Here is a 20,413-nt window from a genome sequence, read left to right on the forward strand (position 1 = left end):
AATAATCTCCAGAAGAGGCGGGTAGTCTATCCAAGCGCCGTGCCCTCCGCGTCTGAAGGACAATGCGCCGCGTTGCCGCCGCCTGCGCCCAAAACCGAAAGAAAAGGACCCCCGTGAAATTCAAGATGGCCGAAAAGTCCCTGTTTGCCATGCTGCTGCGCTCGCCCTGGTGGGTCAGCTTCGTGGTGGTCGGCCTCATTGTCCTGGCGGCGGGCGCCCTCTTGCCCAAGGAGTACTTCGTGGTGGGAGCGCTCGCGGGTTTCCCCATCTTCGTGGTGGGCTGCATCGCGGCCTGGAAGCAGCTGCGCGCCCCCAACCCGGCCCAGGTGGCCGACATGCTGGAGGCCGTGGGCAGCATGCCCTGGCGCAGCTTTGCCGACACCCTGGCATCCGCCTGGACCCGGGCGGGCTACACCGTGGAGCGGATCGACGGCAACAACGCCGGGGCCGACATGCGCCTGACCCTGAGCGGCAAGACCACGCTGGTGAGCGCCAAGCGCTGGAAGGCCGCCACCCATGGCGTGGAGCCCCTGCGCGAACTGCACGCGGCCATGGTGGCCAGCGACGCTCCGGCGGGCGTCTATGTGGCAGCCCTGGGGCAGGTCAGCGACAACGCGCGCCTGTATGCCCGCGACCATGGGATCGCCGTGCTGCAGGGCGATGCAGTGGCGGCCCTGCTGCTGAGCAGCCGGCGCTGATCCACGCCCCGCCGGCCCGCCCCGCAGCCCGCCATGCGGGTTTTCCCAGATGGAGCGACCGGTTGCGGACTCCACACTTGGCACATCACCCACCCCTTCGACGATGCCATCGATCAGCCCCCCCACCGACGCCTGCGCCCCCGCTCCCGCGGCCCCGCCCGCCCGTCCCACCGGCCTGCTGCTGACCGGCGGCGGTGCCCGCGCCGCCTACCAGGTGGGCGTGCTGGAGGCGATCGCCGACATCCGCAATGCCTGTGGCGCGGGCGGCGGGCCCAATCCGTTCCCCATCATCACGGGCACCTCCGCGGGCGCCATCAACGCGGCGGCGCTGGCCTGCGGGGCCGACAACTTCGACCGCGCGGTGCGCCGCATCGCACGCGTGTGGCGCCAGTTCCATGCCAGCCAGGTGTATGGCGCCGATTCGCTGTCCGTGATGCGCAGCGGGGCGCGCTGGCTCACGCTGCTGTCCATGGGCTGGGCGCTGGCGCGGTGGCGCCGCATGCGGCCCCGGTCGCTGCTGGACAACTCGCCCCTGGAGAAACTGCTGGTGAAGATGGTGCCCCTGGTGCGCCTGCCCCGGCTCATCCGCAAGGGGCACCTCACCGCGCTGGCGGTCACGGCATCGAGCTACAGCTCGGGCGAGCACGTCACGTTCTTCGAATCCAACGCGCCGGTGCAGCCCTGGGTGCGCTCGCAGCGCAAGGCCGCGCGCGACCGCATCACGCACGAGCACCTGCTCGCGTCCTCGGCCATTCCGTTCATCTTCCCGGCCAAGGGCATCACGATCGACGACCATACCGAGTACTTCGGCGATGGCTCCATGCGGCAGTCGGCCCCGATCGCGCCCGCCATCCACCTGGGGGCCGAGCGCATCCTGGTGATCGGCGCGGGCCGCATGCACGAGCCCCGGGGCGACGCCGCGGCCAACCCCACGCCCAGCTACCCCACGCTCGCGCAGATCGCGGGGCATGCGCTGTCCAACATCTTTCTGGACGCGCTGGCGGTCGACGTGGAGCGGGTGCAGCGGGTCAACCAGACGCTGTCGCTGATCCCCCCCGACGTGCGCGCGCACAGCGCGCTGCGGCCCATCGAACTGCTGGTGATCGCGCCTTCGCAGCGGCTCGACGCGGTGGCCGCGCGCCACGTGGGCGATCTGCCGGCCCCCGTGCGCGCCATGCTGGCGGCGCTGGGCGTCACGTCCAACATGGCGGATGTGCGCGGCGCGGCGTTGGCCAGCTACCTGCTGTTCGAATCCGGCTACACGCAAGAGCTGATGGCCCTGGGCCGGGCCGACACGCTGGCCATGCGCGCCGAGGTGTGCCGCTTTTTCGGCTGGACCGACAGCGGCGCGGACATTCAGACCCGCGAGCACGCCTGAAGGGCCGCCGGTCCGCCCTGGCGTCCGCTACCGCGCCTTGAGCACGTCCTTGCGCAGCCAGCCCAGGCCGTGCGCGTGCAGGCTCTGCACATACAGCCGGTCCGCCGTCTCGGTGATGGCCGTGGTTTCCGGGTAGGCGCCCGCCGGGTCCTGCAGGTCGGCCACCACCTTGCCGTCGTCGGTGAACGCGATCACGTGGCCGTACGGCTGGGGGATGGGCCACAGCGCACGCGGCAGGCGCAGTGTCAGGCTGCGCAGCCAGGGCTTGCCGGCCATGTTGTCGATGGCCGCGCCGCGCGGCTTGGCAAAGCCCAGCCAGATGCGGCCGTCCATCCCGCGCATCAGGTTGTCGGGGTAGCCGGGCAGGTTGTCGAGCAGCACGCTGGCCTGGGCTCCGGGCAGGCTGATGTCCAGGTCGTTCGCGTCCACCGCGATCTTCCACACCCTGTACTTGCCGGTTTCGTTGACGAACAGGCTCTTTTCGTCCTGGCTGAGCGCCACGCCGTTGGCGAAGCTCAGGCCCCGGGCCACCACGCGCGTGGCGCGAGTCGCGGGGTCGTACTCCAGCACCCGGCCCGTGCTGGCCTGCTCCAGGATGTCGAGCACGCTGGCCTCGAAGGTGCCGCCCCAGTCCTGGGGGGCAAAACGCGTGGAGGCGTCGCTCAGGTACATCTTGCCGCTTTGGGCCACCACCACGCCGTCGGCATAGCGGATGGGATCGCTGCCCACCTTGTCGGCCAGCACGGTGACCTTGCCATCGGGCGCGATGGACAGCAGGCCCTTGACCGCATCGGCCGCGATGAGGTGGCCCGCCGCGTCGAAGTCAAAGCCCAGCACCCGCCCGCCGGTATTGGCAAAGACCTCCTGGCCCGATCCATCGGGGTTCATGCGCAGGATGTTGCCGCTGAGCACCGTGGTGTAGAGCTTGCCGTCCCTGCCCACGACGATGTGCTCGGGGCCGACCTCGCCGTGGAGGTCGATCACTTGCAGCTGGGCCAGCCGCGTGTTGGGCGCATGCACGCCCTGGTAGCCGGGCGCGGGCGGGGCGCTCCAGGCCACGGGCCGGATGGGCACGGGCCACCATGCCAGGTAGGCCGCCAGCACCAGCACGGCGCCAGCGGCGCTCCATCCCAGTCTCCTCACCAGCTTCTTTGCCATCGGCGTTCCTCCGTTGTGGTCGGTGCCAGGCATTGTGGGCCCGGCGAGCCCCCGCGCACCCTGCCCGGGGCCCGTTCGCTGGCACCTGCGCGACCCGCGCGCGGGGCTGGAGCGCCCGCGGCCGCGAGGCAGGGCGCCAAACGCCTAAAATCGCGGGTTCCGCCTGAGAAAGCCGCTTTTCATGACGTCATCCGCACGCAAACTCTTCGTCACCACCGCCCTGCCCTACGCCAACGGCAACTTCCACATCGGCCACATCATGGAATACATCCAGGCCGACATCTGGGTGCGGTTCCAGCGCATGCAGGGCCACGCGGTGAACTTCGTGGGCGCCGACGACACGCATGGCGCGCCCATCATGATCGCCGCCGAGAAGGCGGGCGTCACGCCACAGCAGTTCGTGGCCAACATCGCCGCGGGCCGCAAGCAGTACCTGGACGGCTTTCACATCAGCTTCGACAACTGGCACAGCACCGACGCGCCAGAGAACCACGAGCTGGCCCGCCAGATCTACCACGACCTGCGCGACCGCGCCGACGGCTCGCTGATCGAGGTGCGCACCATCGAGCAGTTCTTCGACCCCGAGAAGAACATGTTCCTGCCCGACCGCTACATCAAGGGCGAATGCCCCAAGTGCCATGCCAAGGACCAGTATGGCGACAACTGCGAGGTGTGCGGCACGGTGTACGCGCCCACCGACCTGATCAACCCGTTCTCTGCCTTGTCCGGCGCCAAGCCCGAGCTGAAGAACTCCGAGCATTTCTTTTTCAAGCTCTCGGACCCGCGCTGCGTGGAGTTCCTGGAGAAGTGGACGCAGGACGGCAAGCTGCAGCCCGAGGTGGCCAACAAGATCAAGGAATGGTTCACCGTGCGCACCAATCCGGACGGCACGACCAGCGAAGGCCTGGGCGACTGGGACATCAGCCGCGACGCGCCCTACTTCGGCATCGAGATCCCCGACGCGCCGGGCAAATACTTCTACGTGTGGCTCGACGCCCCCGTGGGCTACCTGGCCTCGCTCAAGAACTGGTTCGACAAGGGCGGCCCCAAGGCAAAACACGGCGACACCCGCTCGTTCGACGAATACATGGCCGCTGCCGACACCGAGCAGTACCACTTCATCGGCAAGGACATCGTCACCTTCCACACGCTGTTCTGGCCCGCCATGCTGCACTTCAGCGGCCGCAAGACGCCCGACAACGTGTTCGTGCATGGCTTTCTCACCGTGAACAACGGCGAGAAGATGAGCAAGAGCCGTGGCACCGGCCTGGACCCGCTCAAGTACCTGAGCCTGAACATGAACGCCGAATGGCTGCGCTACTACCTGGCGGCCAAGCTCAGCGCGCGCAACGAAGACATCGACTTCAACGCCGAGGACTTCATGCTGCGCGTGAACAGCGATCTGATCGGCAAGTACGTGAACATTGCCAGCCGCGCTGCGGGATTCCTGACCAAGCGCTTCGACGGCAAGCTCACCAGCGACTTCGGCGCCACGGGCGCGGCCCTGCTGGCCGAGGTGCGCGGTGCCAGCGGCGCCATCGCGCAGATGTACGAAACCCGCGAGTACAGCAAGGCCACGCGCGAGATCATGCAGCTGGCCGACAAGGTCAACGCCTATGTGGACCAGAACAAGCCCTGGGACCTGGCCAAGGACGCGGCCAACAACGAGGCGCTGCACCAGGTCTGCTCGGTGCTCATCAACACCTTCGCCGCGCTCACGCGCTACCTGGCGCCCGTGCTGCCGGGCCTGGCCCAGGCCGTGCAAGGCTTTGTGGGTGTGGACATGCGGCAGTGGGACGTGGCGGGCGACGTGCAGGCGATCACCCCCTACCAGCACCTGATGCAGCGCGTGACCCCCGAGCAGCTGGAAGCATTGTTTGAGGCTCCAGCGCAGGCAGAACAAGCGCCAGTAGCTACTGAAACAATAGCATCCCCCGGCGGCGAGGAACTGGCCCCCACCATCACCATCGACGACTTCACCAAGATCGACCTGCGCATCGCGCTGATCGTGAATTGCGAGCCGGTCGAAGGCTCCACCAAGCTGCTGCGCCTGACGCTGGACGTGGGCGAAGGCCGCACGCGCAATGTCTTTTCAGGCATCGCCAGCGCCTACCAGCCCGCCGACCTGATCGGCAAGCACACGGTGATGGTGGCCAACCTCGCGCCGCGCAAAATGAAGTTCGGCGTCTCCGAAGGCATGGTGCTGGCCGCCAGCCATGGCGACGAGAAGGCCAACCCCGGCATCTACGTGCTCAACCCCTGGCCCGGCGCCACGCCCGGCATGCGGGTGCGCTGAAGCACTGCAACGGCCGCGCCGGCCGTTGCCTTCCCGGGCCCCGCCGCTCGTTCGCTCACAGCGATGCCAGCGGCGGCGACCGCTGCGGCCGGCCCGCGCGCAGCGCCTGTCGCCGCAGGTACCACTCGGCGCCCAGCAGGTTGGGCACCCAGCACAGCCAGGCGATGAAGGGGTAGGACACCTGCTCATCCACCCCCAGGGCCATGCTGCCCCCCAGGTAGACGCGCAGCGTGATGGCTGCCGCCGTGAGCGCATAGCTGCGCACCATCCAGCGCCGGTGCTCGGCAAAACGGCGCTGCAGCGCGCGCAGCAGGCCCATGCCGGTCGCCACGATCCAGGCCACGCCCAGCGCCAGGAAACCCAGGACGGCCACGGGACCCGTCATCGCATCCAGTGCCAGGGGCAGCGACGAGAGCCAGCCCACCGCAATCGCCGCCACATACCCGCGCCCCACCCAGCGGTGCAGGGCCGGAAACCGGGTGCGCCATGCCGCCATCAATTGCAGCGGGCCCAGCATCAGTGCCAGCGATGCGCTGACCGCGTGCACCACGAAAGCCCGGGGCGCCGACTGCAGGCTGGGCAGGTCCATCGGGAAGGGCATGCCGGGCAGCGCATAGCGCAACGAGACAATGCCGACGGCCAGGGCCGACAGCGCGAGCAAACCCCAAGCCAGGGCGGGGGCGAGAGTACGTGGAGACATGGCAACTTTCTGTGAAATGGAAGTCCATCCACTCTAGAAATTGCGTCTGAGCCCCGTGTTAGCAGCGCCTTAGGCGGGTGTTAGCAGCGGCGCGGGCGCGGGCGCGGGCTGGAGTGGGGGCAGATGCACCCGCGCCAGCAGGCCCGCGGCGCCGTCGTCCCGCGCCCGCAGCTCCACCCGCAAGCCCTGGCGCAGCGCTGCCGCGCGGGTGATGGCCAGGCCCAGCCCGCTGCCGTCGGCGTCGTTGCCGGGCACGCGGAAGAAGCGGTCGAAGACCCGCTCCAGCAGCTCTGGCGGAATGCCGGGGCCGTTGTCGACGATGTCCACCACCGCGCCGCTGTCCAGACAGTGCAGCCGCACTTCGACCGCACCGCCCTCGGGCGTGTAGCGCAGGGCGTTGTCCAGCAGGTTGTCGAACACGCTGCGCAGTTCGCTGGCAGCGGCGTGGACCGCCACCTGCCCGTCTCCGGCAAAACCGACCTCGATGCGGCGCTGGTCCGCCAGGGGCATCAGCTGGCCCACGCAGTCGCGCAGCAGGGCCGTGATGTCCACGGGCGCAGGGGGTGCCTGCGCAGACACCGGCGCCTCCTGCCGCGACAGGCGCAGCAACTGGCCGACCAGGTGCCGCGCCCGGCGCATGCCCGCGTCCAGTTGCGCGAACTGCTGCTGCGCATCGCCCGCAGGCACGAAGGGGCGCAGGTTCTCCAGCTGCAGCGCCATCGCGGCCATGGGCGTGCGCAGCTCGTGGGCGGCGTCCTGTACGAAGCGGCGCTGCGCGGCAAAGGCCTCGCCCAGGCGCGCCAGCAGTGCATTGAAGGAACCCACCAGGGGCACGATCTCCTCGGGCACGCGGTCCATGCGGATGGCGCCCAGGCTGCGGTCGTCGCGCTGGGCCACTTCATCGGCCACCAGGCGCAGCGAGCGCGATGCGCGCCCCACCACCAGCCACAGCGTGAACAGCAGCACCGGTACCAGCAGCGCCATGGGCACGATGACGTACAGCGTGCGCACCGCCACTTCTTCCTGCAGGAATTTCTCGCTTTGCAGCACCTGCACGCGGCGCTGGTGCGGCCCGGCCGCTGGCGCGGTGTAGACGCGCCACCCAGGCGCCCAGGCATCGTGGGTGCGCAGCAGACCGTGCCCTGGCGCGGCCTGCAGTGGCACACCGGTGTCGGGCCGAGACGTGGCCAGCAGCCGCCCGTCGGCCGACCACACCTGCACGGCAAAGGCGCCCCAGTCCAGGATGTTGGTGTCGCTGAGCAGCGGCAGGGGCTCGACCCCGTGGCCAGCGTCCCGGCCGTCGCCGCCATCGCTGGTGCCCGCCGGCCCCTGCCCGCCGGCTGCATGGGAACGCGCCAACACCTCCATCTGGTACTGCATGAAGGTGTGGATGAGCGCGCTGTAGCTCGCCCAGAACGCGCAGCCCGCCACCACGGCGCCCACCAGGATCCAGGGCGCGAGCCACAGCAGGATCTGCCCGCGCAGGGACCGGGGGCGGTACCAGCGGGCCGCGTGCTCGCGCACCGGCCCCGTCATGGCGCCGCCACCCGCCAGCCCAGGCCGCGCACGTTGCGGATGGCGTCGGGCCCGAGCTTGCGGCGCATGCCGTGGATGAGCACGTCCACCGCGTTGCTGCTGACCTCCTCGCCCCAGCCGTAGATGCGGTTTTCCAGCTGCTCGCGCGACAGGATGGCGCCGGGGCGCTCCAGCAGCGCATGCAGCAGCGCGAATTCGCGGGCGGTGAGGGCCTCGCGGGCGCCGCCCTGCAGCACCTCGCGCGTGGCCAGGTCCAGCTGCAGGGCACCATTGCCCACCAGCGACTGGGCCACGCCGCTGCGCCGGCGCACCACGGCGCGCATGCGGGCCAGCAGCTCGGCCACCTCGAAGGGTTTGAGCAGGTAGTCGTCGGCACCGATGTCCAGGCCGTGCACGCGGTCCTCGACACCGTCGCGGGCGGTAAGCACCACCACCGGCGTGAGGTCGCCGCGCGCACGGGCGCGGCGCAGCACCTCGGTGCCGTCGAGTCCCGGCAGGCCCAGGTCCAGCAGCACGCAGCTGTAGTCGCCATCGGCGAGGGCGCTGTGGGCCAGTTCGCCGTTGCGCACCCAGTCCACGGACCAGCCCGCCCCCTTAAGCGCATGCGACAGGCTGCGCCCGATCATGTCGTCGTCTTCCACCAGCAGTGCGCGCAACAGGGTTCTCCTTGGGGCCTTCAGGGCGGTGCACAGCGTAGCGCGGAATTCTTAGCCCGCCATGAGCGCGGCGCCCACCCAGGGCGGCGCAGGGCTAACCCGGCGCTAAGAAAGCATTCCTACAGTGCACCGGCCCCCTGCCTGCGGCGTGCGGCCCGCAGGCACGCCCGGCCTGGCCCGCCCCTTTTCTTTTTCTTCTTTCTGGAACCCGAACCCATGACGCACTGCCCTCGCCTGCCCTCCCCCACCCACCACACCCTGCGGGGCCGCGCGGCGGTCATCGCGGCCACCCTGGCGGCGCTGGCGCCCGCCGCCGCCTGGGCGCAGCAGGACGCCCCCACCTCCACCTGGGGGGCGGGCCTGGCCGTCAGCGCCGACCGCAAGCCCTACCGCGACTTCGACGACAAGGCGCAGCCGCTGCCCCTGCTCACCTACGAAAACCGCTGGGTCCACATTGCCGGCCCGGGCGTGGATGTCAAGCTGCCGCCGGCCGGCCCCGTGGGCCTGCGGCTGCGGTCGCGCTTCGGTTTCGAGGGCTACGAGGCCAAGGACTCGCCCTTTCTGACCGGCATGCAGGAGCGCAAGGGCAGCCTCTGGCTGGGCGCGGCCGCCAGCTGGGACACGGGGCCGGTGCAGCTTTCGGCCGAGCTGCTGGCCGATGCCTCCGGCCACAGCAAGGGGCGTCAGTTCACGCTGAAGGCCGAGCGCCGCTTCCAGCTCGGTGCGTGGGACATCACCCCCCGCGTGTCGGTGCAGCGGCAGGACCGCAAGTATGTGGACTACTACTACGGCGTGGAAGGCGCGGAGGCCCGCGCAGGCCGCCCGGCCCATGAAGGCAGCTCCGCCGTGAACCTGCAGGCCGGCCTGCGCGTGGGCTACGCGCTGGCGCCGCGGCAGTGGATGTTCGTGGACGTGAGCAGCACGCGGCTGGCCAGCGCGATCAAGAACAGCCCGCTGGTCAACAGATCGAGCCAGCCGGCGGTGACGGCGGGCTGGCTTTACCGGTTCTGAGCGCCGCCTTCAATGCCCCACATACCGCCCCGGCCGGTGGCTGATCCACAGGAACCCGCTCATCACCAGCACGGCCAGCACCGAATACGCCACGCGGTCCACCGGCACCACGAAGAGCGCCAGCAGCACCACGGTGCCGTCGATCATCATCTGCACCTTGCCCGCACGCATGCCGTAGCGGGCCTGCAGGTACAGCGACACCACGGTGGCCCCGCCCAGGCTGGAGCGGTGGCGCGCCAGGAACAGGCAGCCCGTGCCCAGCAGCAGCCCGCCCAGCAAGGATGCGAACAGCGGGTTCAGGTAGTCCACGTGCATCACATGGGGGAACAGCTCGGTCAGCAGCGACAGCAGGGCGACGCAGACAAAGGTCTTGACCGTGAACTCGCGCCCCATGCGCGTCCAGGCGAACCAGTAGAACGGCAGGTTGACCGCGAAGAACAGCTTGCCGAACGAGATGCCCGTGACGTAGTGCAGCAGAAACGCCGCGCCCGCCGTGCCGCCCACCAGCAGCCCCGCCTGGTTGAACAGCATGAGAGCCATGGCCACGAACAGCGTGCCGGCGAACAGGGCCTGTACATCCTCGAACGCACCATGGCGCAGGGTGGATGCGTCGGCATGGGCATCGCCAGCGGCGCTGGAGTCATTGGCGGGGGTGTCGGTCATGGAGGGGATCACGCTGGCGTCACATCAATCCGCACGGAGCGGGGGCCGGGATGGCCGTGCAAGAACAGCAAGCAATATGCCAGGGAGCGCGGGCTCCACGCCCGATGTCCATCCCTGAGCGGGCAGAATTCGAAGAATTTCCGGCTGCTACCGCTGGTTGTAGTTCAATAGTTTGCTATCAATTTTAAAGTTCCATCCACAACCCGCCCCCCCGCGCGGCCCCTGGCAACGGGCACATTCGGCACGCAATGTGCTTGGCGACCGCACCGGCTTCGCCCCATTGCGCTGCGCACCCGGCTCACTACACTGAAGTCTGCCCCGCGTTGATGGCGGTGGTGGCTGCATCCCGGCGGTGCCGGGCCCTGGGCCGCCGCAGAGCCGCCGAAAAGAAAGTGCCCGCCACCATGCAGTTTTCACTCGCCTTCCACCCCCGCCTGCTCGATGCGCTGCGCGGCTACGACAAGGGCCGCTGGCTGGCCGACGTGGGTGCGGGGGTGACGGTGGGCATCGTGGCGCTGCCGCTGGCCATGGCGTTCGCGATCGCCAGCGGCCTCAAGCCCGAGGCGGGGCTGTGGACGGCGATCATCGCGGGCTTCCTGATCTCCGCCCTGGGGGGCACCAACGTGCAGATCGGCGGACCAGCGGGCGCATTCATCGTCATCGTCTACGGCATCGTCGAGCGCTACGGCGTGGCCAACCTGCTCATCTCCACCGCCTGCGCGGGCGTGCTGCTGGTGCTGCTGGGGCTCTTCAGGCTGGGCACGCTGGTGCGTTTCGTGCCGGTGAGCATCGTGATCGGCTTCACCAACGGCATTGCCGTGCTGATCGCGCTGTCGCAGGTCAAGGACTGGCTGGGCCTGTCCATCGACCGCATGCCGGGCAATTTCTTCTCGCAGATCGATGCGCTGGCGCGGCACGCGGACAGCCTCAACCCCTATGCCTTCGGGCTGGGCGCGGCCTGCGTGGCCGGGTTGTTCGTCTGGCCCAGGCTGATGATGAAAGGCTCGCCCGTGATGCAGGTGCTGGAGCGCCACACCGTGCGCAGCTTCGCGCGCGTGCCCGCGCCCGTCGTGGCGCTGGTCACGCTGAGCCTGCTGGCCTGGGCGATGGAGTTTCCGGTGGAGACCATCGGCTCGCGGTTTGGCGGCATTCCGCAGGCGCTGCCGGTGTTCGCGCTGCCCGATTTTTCGTGGGACACGGTGCGCCTGCTGGTCACGCCCACGCTCACCATCGCGCTGCTGGGCGCCATCGAATCGCTGCTGTGCGCCCGCGTGGCCGACCAGCTGGCCACCGACCCGCACCACAAGAAACACGACCCCAACCAGGAGCTGGTGGCCCAGGGGCTGGCCAATCTGGTGGTGCCGTTCTTCGGCGGCATGCCCGCCACCGGCACCATTGCGCGCACCGTCACCAACATCCGCGCGGGCGCCACCTCGCCCGTGGCGGGCATGGTGCATGCGCTCACGCTGCTGGTGATCGTGCTGGTGGCCGCCCCGCTGGCGCTGCACATTCCGCTGGCGGTGCTGGCGGGCATCCTGTTGTACGTGGCCTGGAACATGGGCGAGTGGCACGAGTTCGTGCGCCTCAAGCACTTCAGCAACCACTACCGGCTGCTGATGCTGGGCACGTTCTTCCTCACCGTGGTGTTCGACCTCACGGTGGCGGTGGAGGTGGGCCTCTTCATGGCCTGCGCGCTGTTCGTGCGGCGCATGAGCGGGCTCTTTCGCGTGGTGCGCCAGCCGGAGGCCGAAGGCAGTTTTCCCCAGGGGCGGCCCACGGCCACCTGGCGCCTGCATGGCGCGCTGTTCTTCGGCGCCGCCGCCAAGATCGACCCCATCCTCCAGGCCGTGGAGACCGGCCCGCCCGGCATGGACGTGGTGCTGGACGCGAGCGAGCTGGTGGCGCTGGACACCACGGGGCTGGACGCGCTGGCGCAGATCCTCAAGGCCGTGGCCGCGCGCGGCGGGCGGCTGCGCCTGGTGCACCTGCACGAGCAGCCGCGCTCGCTGATCGAGCGCTCGGGCTTTGCCGCCCGGCTGGCGGCGCAGGGGCTGGAGGACCTGCCGGTGTGACCCGCCGCGCGGCTACTTGCCGCCCTTGAACTCCGGCGCCTCCAGGTCGGCCCCCGTCTGGGTGCGCAGCACGAACTGGTCGGGCCCATGGATCACGGTGAACATCTTGGCCTGGTTGGGTGCCTCCAGGTAGCGCCAGTCGGCATGGGTTTCCCGCTTCAGTTCATAGGGCGTGACCTTGGCGGGCTTGCCCAGCAGGCGGCGCACCTCGTCCATGCGCATGCCGGGCACCACGCGCGCGAAGTTCTCGGGGGTGAGCACCTGGCGCAGCGCCGTCATGCGGCCGTCGGCGCCGATGGTGATCATGTAGTTGACCTGGCCGGCGGGCTGGCGGTTGTATTCGAACGTGCGCGCGCCGCCGGGCTCGTCCCACACGTTCTCGGGGGTGCCGAAGCGGTCGCGCACGTCGGCCTCGGTGGAGACGCCCTCCTTGAGTTCGCTGATGCGTTGCGGGTCGCAGGCGGCAAGCGCCAGCAACGAAAAAGTGGCGGCCGCCAGGGCGGCGGCGCGATATATCAAGGGCATGAGTCGGTCCCGGTAAAATCCACGGCAAAGAGGTTAACAGTCCATGTCCATTTTCCGCCGCCCCGATTACCAATCCGATGCCACCCAGTTCATCAACCAGCTCAAGGCCAGCAAGCCCGAGCTGGAAAGCCAGCAGCTGGCCGGCCGCGCGCTGCTGTGGGACAAGCAGGTGGACCGCAAGATCTGGGGGGAGTACCGCGAAGCCCAGGTCGAGCAAAAGCCCTACGTCTACCAGACGAACGCCGACTGAGCCGACCCGGGCATCAAATTGGCCCCCGGCGCTTGATCAATAAGCGCTGATAGCTATATTTTCAATAGCAAATATCCATGACCACCGCGCGCGTGCCCGAGGCGTCCGATGATCCGGCGGGCACGGCCGCGCTGAACGCGGGCGGCATGCCCGACGTGGTCGATCAGGTCGCGCTGGCGCGCCTGTATGGCGAGCCGCTGTTCGCGCTGCCCACGGACCTGTACATCCCGCCCGATGCGCTCGAAGTCTTCCTTGAAGCCTTCGAAGGCCCGCTCGATCTGCTGCTGTACCTGATCCGCAAGCAGAACTTCAACATCCTCGACATCCCCATGGTGGGGGTGACCAAGCAGTACCTGGCGTATGTGGACGAGATCCGCAGCCGCAACCTGGAGCTGGCGGCCGAGTATTTGCTGATGGCGGCGATGCTGATCGAGATCAAGTCGCGCATGCTGCTGCCGCCCAAGAAGCAGGCCGAGGGCGAGGAGCCCGAAGACCCGCGCGCCGAGCTGGTGCGCCGCCTGCTCGAATACGAACAGATGAAGATGGCCGCCGCCCGCCTGGGGCAGTTGCCGCAGTACGGGCGCGACTTCCTCAAGGCGCAGGTCTACATCGAACAAAGCCTGCAGCCGCGCTTTCCGGACGTGCACGTGGTGGAGCTGCAGGACGCCTGGCGCGACATCCTGAAACGCGCCAAGCTCGTGCAGCACCACAGGATCACGCGCGAAGAGCTGAGCGTGCGCGAATATATGAGCATGGTGCTCAAGACGCTGCAGGGCCGCCGCTTCGTGGAGTTTGAAGAACTCTTCGAGCCCGAAAAAGGCAGCACCGTGCTGGTGGTGACCTTCATCGCCCTGCTGGAGCTGGCCAAGGAGACGCTGATCGAGATCACGCAGGCCGAGGCGTTTGCCCCCATCTACGTGCGCCTCGCCTATGTACCGGCATGACACCCCCTGAGCGGCTGCGCCGCTTCCCCCTCTCTCGCTGCGCGGGAGGGGGACGCCACCGGTGGCCTGGCAAAGCCAGCTTCACGGTGGCCCCGGCCGGGAGCCGCGCCCACTTCAACGGCAACTGACACCTTCCATGGCATCCCACGACTTCGACGTTCTCATCGTAGGCAGCGGCCTCGCAGGCCTCTCGGCCGCGCTGCACCTGGCCCCCACGCACCGCGTGGCCGTGATCACCAAGCGCACGCTGCAGGATGGATCGAGCGGCTGGGCCCAGGGCGGCATTGCCGCCGTGCTGGCCGATGACGACAGTTTTGCCGCCCACATCGAAGACACGCTGGTGGCCGGCGCAGGCCTGTGCGACCTGGCTACCACGCGCTTCGTGGTCGAGAACGCACCCGCATCGATCGCCTGGCTGCGCCAGCTGGGCGTTCCCTTCACGCTCGAAGGCGACCAGCTGCACCTCACGCGCGAAGGCGGCCACAGCGCGCGCCGCATTGCCCATGTGACCGACGCCACCGGCGCGGCCGTGCAGCGCACGCTGATCGACGTGGTGCGCGCCACGCCCGGCATCACGCTGTTCGAGCAGCACACGCTGGTGGACCTGATCACCACGCGCAAGCTGGGCCTGCCCGGCCACCGGTGCCTCGGCCTGCATGCGCTGGACAGCGACACCGATGAGGTGGTGACCTTCCGCGCGCCGCAGACCATCCTGGCTACGGGCGGCGCGGGCAAGGTATACCTGTACACCACCAACCCCGACACCGCCACGGGCGACGGCATTGCCGCCGCGTGGCGCGCGGGCTGCCGCGTGGCGAACATGGAGTTCATCCAGTTCCACCCCACGGGCCTGTACCACCCGCACGAAAAGTCCTTCCTCATCAGCGAGGCGGTGCGCGGCGAAGGCGGCAGGCTGCTGCTACCCCCCTCGGCGGGCGGCACGCGCTTCATGCTGGACCATGACCCGCGCGCCGAACTGGCCCCGCGCGACGTGGTGGCACGCGCCATCGACTTCGAGATGAAGAAACACGGCCTCGATTGCGTGCACCTGGACATCTCGCACCAGAGCCCCGCGTTCTTGCAGGAACACTTTCCGAACATCCTGGCCCACTGCGCCGCGCTGGGCATCGACATCACCAAAGAGCCCATCCCCGTGGTGCCCACGGCCCACTTCACTTGCGGCGGAGTGCTGACCGACCTGGCCGGCCGCACCGACCTGCCCGGCCTGTACGCCGTGGGCGAGGTGGCCTGCACCGGCCTGCACGGCGCCAACCGGCTGGCCAGCAACTCGCTGCTCGAATGCATGGTGTTCGCACGCGCTGCCGCCCAGGCCATTGCCACGGCCCCCACCGCCGATCTGCCCGCCGTGCCCGCCTGGGACGACAGCCGCGTGACCGACGCAGACGAGTCCGTCGTCATCTCCCACAACTGGGACGAGCTGCGCCGCTTCATGTGGGACTACGTGGGCATCGTGCGCACCAACAAGCGCCTGGAGCGCGCCGCGCACCGCATCGCCATGCTGCAGGGCGAGATCCAGGAGTTCTACGCGCACTTTCACATCACGCGCGACCTGCTGGAGCTGCGCAACCTGGTGCAGGTGGCCGACCTGATCGTGAAAAGCGCGCAGCTGCGCCGCGAAAGCCGGGGCCTGCATTTCAGCCGCGACTACCCTGAGATCGCAGCCCCAGCCGCCCCTACCATCCTCGTCCCCCCGGTGCCCCGATGACCTACAGCGTCAAGGAAATTTTCTACACCCTGCAAGGTGAAGGCGGCCAGGCAGGCACGCCTGCCGTGTTCTGCCGCTTTGCGGGCTGCAACCTCTGGACGGGCCGCGAGCAGGACCGCGCGCAGGCCATCTGCCAGTTCTGCGACACCGACTTCGTGGGCACCGACGGCACTTTGGGCGGCAAGTTCGACACCGCCACGCTGCTGGCCGACACCATCGCCGCGCAGTGGCCTGCCGGCGCAGGCCACCGGCTGGTGGTGCTGACCGGTGGCGAGCCCCTGCTGCAGGTCGACGCTGAACTCATCGACGCACTGCACGCCCAGCAGTTCCGCATCGCCGTGGAGAGCAACGGCACCGTGAAAGCGCCCGAGGGCATCGACTGGCTGTGCATCAGCCCCAAGGCCGGTGCACCGTGGGTCCAGCGCAGCGGACAGGAGCTGAAACTCGTGTGGCCCCAGCCCGGGTTCGACCTGCGGGCGCTGGAGCAGGACACCCAGTTCACCCACCGCTTCCTGCAGCCCATGGACGGCCTGCTGCAGCGCCAGAACACCGCCGCCTGCATCGACGCCTGCCTGGCGCACCCCGCATGGCGCCTGAGCCTGCAGACCCACAAGCTCACCGGCATCCGGTGATGCGGCATTTTTGTTGTTGATTTCCGTATGTTGTTCACCATTTCCCAGCGCTTCTTCTTCGACGCCGCCCACACCCTGCGCCGCGAGATCGAGGCCGAAGGCAGCCGCCGCGTGCACGGCCACACCTACCACGCCGAGGTCTCGCTCAGCGGCCCGCGCGACCCCGCCACTGGCATGGTGCTGGACCTGGGCCTGCTGCGCCGGGGCCTGGAGGTGGTGCGCGGGCAGCTCGACCACCACATGCTGGATGACGTGCCGGGCCTGGGCACGCCCACGCTCGAGAACCTGTGCGTCTTCATCGCCCAGGCGCTGCCCGCCGAACTGCAGCCGCGCGTGAGCCGCGTGCGCGTGTGGCGCGACGCGCTGGGCGACAGCTGCTTGCTCGACCTGCCCGCGCGCTGACACACCACCTGCCCCGCCGGCAGACCCAGCCCGCGCCGCCACCGACTTCATCCAAGGAAGCCCGATGTTCCGTACCTTGCTCAAATCCAAGATCCACCGCGTCGCCGTGACCCAGTGCGAGCTGCACTACGAAGGCTCCTGCGCCATCGACGAAGACCTGCTCGATGCTGCCGACATCGCCGAGAACGAGCAGATCCACATCTGGAACATCAACAACGGCGAGCGTTTCATCACCTACGCCATCAAGGGCCAGCGCGGCAGCGGCATGATCTCGGTGAACGGCTCGGCCGCGCGCCGCGCCGCCGTGGGCGACCTCATCATCATCGCGGCCTTCGCCCAGGTGCATGAGGACCAGGTGCCCACGCACCAGCCGCAACTGGTGTTCGTGGACGAGCACAACCGCCAGACCGGACTGCGCCACGCCGTGCCCACACAGGCCCTGTGATGAACATGCAGCCCCTGCACGACGGCCTGGTGGCCCGCAGCCTCGCCAGCGTCTGGCACCCCTGCACGCAGATGAAGCGGCACGAGGCCCAGCCGCCCGTGGCCATCGCGCGCGCACAGGGGCCTTGGCTCTACGACACGCAAGGCCGGCGCTACCTCGACGGCATCAGCTCCTGGTGGGTCAACCTCTTTGGCCACAGCCACCCGCACATCAAGGCGGCCCTCGCCGACCAGCTGGAGCGGCTCGACCACGTGATGCTCGCCGGCTTCACGCATGCGCCGGTGGTGGAGCTGTCGGAAAGCCTCTCCGCGCTCACGGGCCTGGGCCATGCGTTCTACGGCAGCGACGGCGCGGCGGCCACCGAGATCGCCCTGAAGATGAGTGCGCACTACTGGCGCAACATGGGTCGCCCCGCCAAGAGCCGCTTTGTGGGTCTGGCCGGTGGCTACCACGGCGAGACCGTGGGCGCGCTGGCCGTGACCGACATCGCGATCTTCCGCGAGGCCTACGCGCCGCTGGTGCGCCTGGCCGCCACCGTGCCCAGCCCCGATGCACGCGGCGCGGCGCCCGGCGAAAGCGCCGAGGACGTGGCGCGTCGCAGTGCCCAGGCGCTCGATGCCTGGCTGGCCGAGCACCACGCGAGCACCGCCGCGCTCATCGTCGAACCGCTGGTGCAGTGCGCCGCCGGCATGGCGATGCACAGCCCCGAATACCTGCGCCTGGCGCGCGCGCTGTGCGACCGCTACGAGGTGCACCTGGTGGTGGACGAGATCGCCGTGGGCTTTGGCCGCACGGGCACGATGTTCGCCCACCAGCAGGCGGGCATCCGGCCGGACTTCATCTGCCTGTCCAAGGGCCTCACGGGCGGCACGCTGCCGCTGTCGGCCGTGCTCACCACCGACGCGGTGTATGCCGCGTTCTACGACGACGATGTGGCGCGCGGCTTTCTGCACTCGCATTCGTACACCGGCAACCCGCTGGCCTGCCGCGCGGCGCTGGCCACGCTGGAGCTGTTCGGCCAGCTCGACACCCTCAACGCCAATGCGGCCCTGGCCCTGCGCATCGACGCGGCCTGCATGCCGCTCACCCGCCATCCGCGCGTGCGCCACGCGCGGCGCCTGGGAATGATCTGGGCCTGGGACATCGACAACACGCTGCCCGACTTCGCACGCCGTTACCACCAGCACGCCATGGCGCGGGGGCTGGTGCTGCGCCCCATCGGCCACACGCTGTACGCGATGCCACCCTATGTGCTCGACGAAGAGGCCGTGCAGCGCCTCGCCGAGGGCGCGCTGGGCGCACTGAACGCCACCCTGCAGGAGGAGACCCCATGATTGGATGTTTTGTCACCGGCACCGACACGGGCGTCGGCAAGACGCTGGTGTCCACCGGCCTGCTGCACGCCCTGGCGCCACACCACCGCCGCGTGGTCGGCATGAAGCCGGTGGCCGCGGGCGTGGTGCCCTGGGGCGAGGACTGGGCCAGCGAGGACGCGATCGCGCTGCGTTCGGCCTCCACGCTGGCCGTGGCGCCCGAGCTGGACAACCCCGTGCTGCTGCTCGATCCGCTCTCGCCCCACATCGCCGCCGCGCGCGCCGGGGTGCGGATCGACATCGCGGCCATCGTGCGCAGCTACCAGGCCCTGGCGGCCCAGGCCGATGCGGTGGTGGTCGAAGGCGCGGGGGGCTTCCACGTGCCGCTGTCGGACACCGAGACCGGCGCCGACCTGGCCCAGGCCCTGGCCCTGCCCGTGGTGCTGGTGGTGGGCCTGCGGCTGGGCTGCCTGAACCACGCGCTGCTCACGGCCGAGGCGATCCGCGCGCGCGGCCTCGCGCTGGCCGGCTGGGTGGCCAACCGCGTGGACCCTGGCATGGACGCGGCCGAAGAGAACATCGCCTACCTGCGGGACCGCCTGGGCGCGCCGCTGCTGGCCGAGGTGCCCTACCAGGAACTGCCCGACGCGCGCGGCCTGGTGTTCGAGCTTCCCGGGGAGTGGCTATGACCGCGCCGACCTCCTGCGCGTCCTGGCTGGACGAGATCCCAGGGCAAATCGCCGACCTCGAGCGCGCCCACCTGCTGCGCCGCCGCCGCGTGGTGCAGCCCGCAGGGGGTGCCCACCTGCTGGTGGACGGGCAATCCATGCTGGCCTTCTGCAGCAACGACTACCTGGGCCTGGCCGGCCACCCCGCGCTGGCCGAGGCCGCGCGCGAGGCCACGCACACCTTTGGCGTGGGCTCGGGCGGCTCGCCCCTGGTCAGCGGGCACAGCGCCGCCAACGCAGCGCTGGAGCAGGAACTGGCCGCCTTCGTGCAATTGCCCCGGGCGCTGTACTTCTACGCGGGCTATGCCACCAATACCGGCATCATCCCCGCCCTGGTGGGCGCGGGCGACGCACTGTTTTCCGATGCGCTCAACCATGCCTGCCTGATCGATGGCGCGCGGCTGTCACGCGCCACCATCCACCGCTACCCGCATGCCGACCTGGCGGCACTGCAAGCCGCGCTGGCCGCCAGCCCCGCGCGGCGCAAGCTGGTGGTCAGCGATGCCGTCTTCAGCATGGATGGCGACCTGATCGACATCCCGGCGCTGCTGGCGCTGTGCGAGCGCTACGACGCCCTGCTGCTGCTGGACGACGCCCATGGCTTTGGCGTGCTCGGGCCGCAGGGGCGCGGCAGCCTGGCGCACGCGGGGCTGGCGGGTGCCGCCGCGTCGCGCCGCGTGCTCTACATGGCCACGCTGGGCAAGGCGGCGGGCGTCGCCGGCGCCTTCGTGGCGGGCGACGCGGCACTCATCGAATGGCTGCTGCAGAAGACGCGCACCTACATCTTCGCCACCGCCGCGCCGCCCCTGCTGGCGAGCGCCTTGCGCAAGAGCCTGGAGCTGATGGCGGCCGCCGACGAGCTGCGGGAGGGGCTGCGCCAGCGCATTGCGCAACTGAGCGAAGGCCTGGCCACGCTGCCCCCAGGACTGGGCTGGCAACTGCTGCCATCCCACACGGCGGTGCAGGCACTCGTGATCGGCAGCAACGAAGCCGCCCTGGCCGCGATGGAAAGCCTGCGCCGCGAGGGCCTGTGGGTGCCCGCCATCCGCCCGCCCACCGTGCCCGCGGGCACGGCCCGGCTGCGCATTGCGCTGTCGGCCGCCCACACGGCCCACGATGTGGACCGGTTGCTGGCCGCCCTGGCCGCGCATGCGGCCCACGCGGTCCCGGCGGCCCGCCACGTGGCCGCCCGGCAGCCGCCAGCCACTGGCACCAGCGGCGCGCGCGCGGCCGTCAGCGGCTGAGGGCAGGCGCCGCCGGTGCTCCCCGCGCCCCCCTGG

20 protein-coding genes are annotated in these 20,413 nt (G+C 69.7%); 14 read left to right on the plus strand and 6 right to left on the minus strand.

Going from position 1 to position 20,413, the window contains the following annotated elements:
* Positions 1–125 precede the first annotated feature (125 nt).
* Together ACAM51_RS07575 and ACAM51_RS07580 are read left to right on the plus strand one after the other, a co-directional pair.
* Positions 126–698, plus strand: a complete 573-nt coding sequence (locus ACAM51_RS07575) for a restriction endonuclease (RefSeq protein WP_369643791.1) — start codon at positions 126–128, stop codon at positions 696–698.
* Between the two features lie 103 nt (positions 699–801).
* Positions 802–2,076 carry a patatin-like phospholipase family protein gene (locus ACAM51_RS07580; RefSeq protein WP_218295883.1) on the plus strand — a complete coding sequence of 425 codons (1,275 nt, stop codon included), beginning with the start codon at positions 802–804 and terminating at the stop codon, positions 2,074–2,076.
* Between the two features lie 27 nt (positions 2,077–2,103).
* On the opposite strand, the gene ACAM51_RS07585 is transcribed toward ACAM51_RS07580, so the two are convergent.
* Complete coding sequence (locus ACAM51_RS07585; protein ID WP_369643167.1) at positions 2,104–3,234, minus strand: SMP-30/gluconolactonase/LRE family protein; 1,131 nt, start codon at positions 3,232–3,234, stop codon at positions 2,104–2,106.
* Positions 3,235–3,415: 181 nt separating this feature from the next.
* On the opposite strand from ACAM51_RS07585, the gene metG reads away from it, so the two are divergent.
* Positions 3,416–5,530, plus strand: coding sequence for a methionine--tRNA ligase (gene metG / locus ACAM51_RS07590; RefSeq protein ID WP_369643168.1), 2,115 nt, complete (start codon positions 3,416–3,418; stop codon positions 5,528–5,530).
* A gap of 55 nt (positions 5,531–5,585) precedes the next feature.
* Here the strand turns inward: metG and ACAM51_RS07595 are convergent, their stop codons facing one another.
* From ACAM51_RS07595 to ACAM51_RS07605, 3 genes are all read right to left on the minus strand, one after another.
* On the minus strand, positions 5,586–6,230 hold the full coding sequence (locus ACAM51_RS07595) for a DUF2306 domain-containing protein (protein WP_218295886.1): 645 nt from the start codon (positions 6,228–6,230) through the stop codon (positions 5,586–5,588).
* Between the two features lie 69 nt (positions 6,231–6,299).
* The gene (locus tag ACAM51_RS07600) at positions 6,300–7,766 is read right to left on the minus strand and encodes a sensor histidine kinase (RefSeq protein ID WP_369643169.1); all 1,467 of its coding nucleotides are present in this window, start codon (positions 7,764–7,766) and stop codon (positions 6,300–6,302) included.
* Complete coding sequence (locus tag ACAM51_RS07605) at positions 7,763–8,422, minus strand: response regulator (RefSeq protein ID WP_218339545.1); 660 nt, start codon at positions 8,420–8,422, stop codon at positions 7,763–7,765. The genes ACAM51_RS07600 and ACAM51_RS07605 overlap by 4 nt, the downstream gene beginning before the upstream one ends.
* Positions 8,423–8,638: 216 nt before the next feature.
* On the opposite strand from ACAM51_RS07605, the gene ACAM51_RS07610 reads away from it, so the two are divergent.
* Positions 8,639–9,433, plus strand: a complete 795-nt coding sequence (locus ACAM51_RS07610) for a MipA/OmpV family protein (RefSeq protein ID WP_369643170.1) — start codon at positions 8,639–8,641, stop codon at positions 9,431–9,433.
* 9 nt (positions 9,434–9,442) lie between these two features.
* On the opposite strand, the gene ACAM51_RS07615 is transcribed toward ACAM51_RS07610, so the two are convergent.
* Positions 9,443–10,096 (minus strand): YitT family protein, encoded by a 654-nt coding sequence (locus ACAM51_RS07615; RefSeq protein WP_218295890.1) that lies wholly within the window; start codon positions 10,094–10,096, stop codon positions 9,443–9,445.
* Between the two features lie 404 nt (positions 10,097–10,500).
* Between ACAM51_RS07615 and ACAM51_RS07620 the strand changes: the two genes are divergently transcribed.
* Positions 10,501–12,168, plus strand: a complete 1,668-nt coding sequence (locus ACAM51_RS07620; RefSeq protein WP_369643171.1) for a SulP family inorganic anion transporter — start codon at positions 10,501–10,503, stop codon at positions 12,166–12,168.
* 12 nt (positions 12,169–12,180) lie between these two features.
* Here the strand turns inward: ACAM51_RS07620 and ACAM51_RS07625 are convergent, their stop codons facing one another.
* On the minus strand, positions 12,181–12,693 hold the full coding sequence (locus tag ACAM51_RS07625) for an outer membrane protein assembly factor BamE (RefSeq protein ID WP_369643172.1): 513 nt from the start codon (positions 12,691–12,693) through the stop codon (positions 12,181–12,183).
* Positions 12,694–12,736: 43 nt separating this feature from the next.
* Here ACAM51_RS07625 and ACAM51_RS07630 point away from each other — a divergent pair, with 43 nt between their 5' ends.
* From ACAM51_RS07630 to bioF, 9 genes are all read left to right on the plus strand, one after another.
* Positions 12,737–12,943, plus strand: coding sequence for a DUF3460 family protein (locus tag ACAM51_RS07630; RefSeq protein ID WP_218295893.1), 207 nt, complete (start codon positions 12,737–12,739; stop codon positions 12,941–12,943).
* Positions 12,944–13,020: 77 nt separating this feature from the next.
* The gene (locus ACAM51_RS07635; protein WP_218295894.1) at positions 13,021–13,887 is read left to right on the plus strand and encodes a ScpA family protein; all 867 of its coding nucleotides are present in this window, start codon (positions 13,021–13,023) and stop codon (positions 13,885–13,887) included.
* Positions 13,888–14,023: 136 nt separating this feature from the next.
* Positions 14,024–15,613, plus strand: a complete 1,590-nt coding sequence (nadB, locus tag ACAM51_RS07640) for an L-aspartate oxidase (RefSeq protein ID WP_218339549.1) — start codon at positions 14,024–14,026, stop codon at positions 15,611–15,613.
* Positions 15,610–16,245, plus strand: a complete 636-nt coding sequence (gene queE, locus ACAM51_RS07645) for a 7-carboxy-7-deazaguanine synthase (protein WP_218295896.1) — start codon at positions 15,610–15,612, stop codon at positions 16,243–16,245. Before nadB ends, queE begins: the two co-directional genes overlap by 4 nt.
* Before the next feature lie 27 nt (positions 16,246–16,272).
* Positions 16,273–16,647 (plus strand): 6-carboxytetrahydropterin synthase, encoded by a 375-nt coding sequence (locus ACAM51_RS07650; protein WP_218295897.1) that lies wholly within the window; start codon positions 16,273–16,275, stop codon positions 16,645–16,647.
* A gap of 64 nt (positions 16,648–16,711) precedes the next feature.
* A complete protein-coding gene (gene panD, locus ACAM51_RS07655; protein ID WP_369643173.1) occupies positions 16,712–17,092 on the plus strand; it encodes an aspartate 1-decarboxylase in 381 nt (126 codons plus the stop codon).
* Positions 17,093–17,097: 5 nt separating this feature from the next.
* A complete protein-coding gene (bioA, locus tag ACAM51_RS07660) occupies positions 17,098–18,426 on the plus strand; it encodes an adenosylmethionine--8-amino-7-oxononanoate transaminase (RefSeq protein ID WP_369643792.1) in 1,329 nt (442 codons plus the stop codon).
* On the plus strand, positions 18,423–19,094 hold the full coding sequence (gene bioD, locus ACAM51_RS07665) for a dethiobiotin synthase (protein WP_218295899.1): 672 nt from the start codon (positions 18,423–18,425) through the stop codon (positions 19,092–19,094). The genes bioA and bioD overlap by 4 nt, the downstream gene beginning before the upstream one ends.
* Positions 19,091–20,377, plus strand: a complete 1,287-nt coding sequence (gene bioF, locus ACAM51_RS07670) for an 8-amino-7-oxononanoate synthase (RefSeq protein ID WP_369643174.1) — start codon at positions 19,091–19,093, stop codon at positions 20,375–20,377. The genes bioD and bioF overlap by 4 nt, the downstream gene beginning before the upstream one ends.
* Positions 20,378–20,413: the final 36 nt, after the last annotated feature.

The organism is Acidovorax sp. A79 (assembly GCF_041154505.1).
GTDB lineage: Bacteria > Pseudomonadota > Gammaproteobacteria > Burkholderiales > Burkholderiaceae_C > Acidovorax.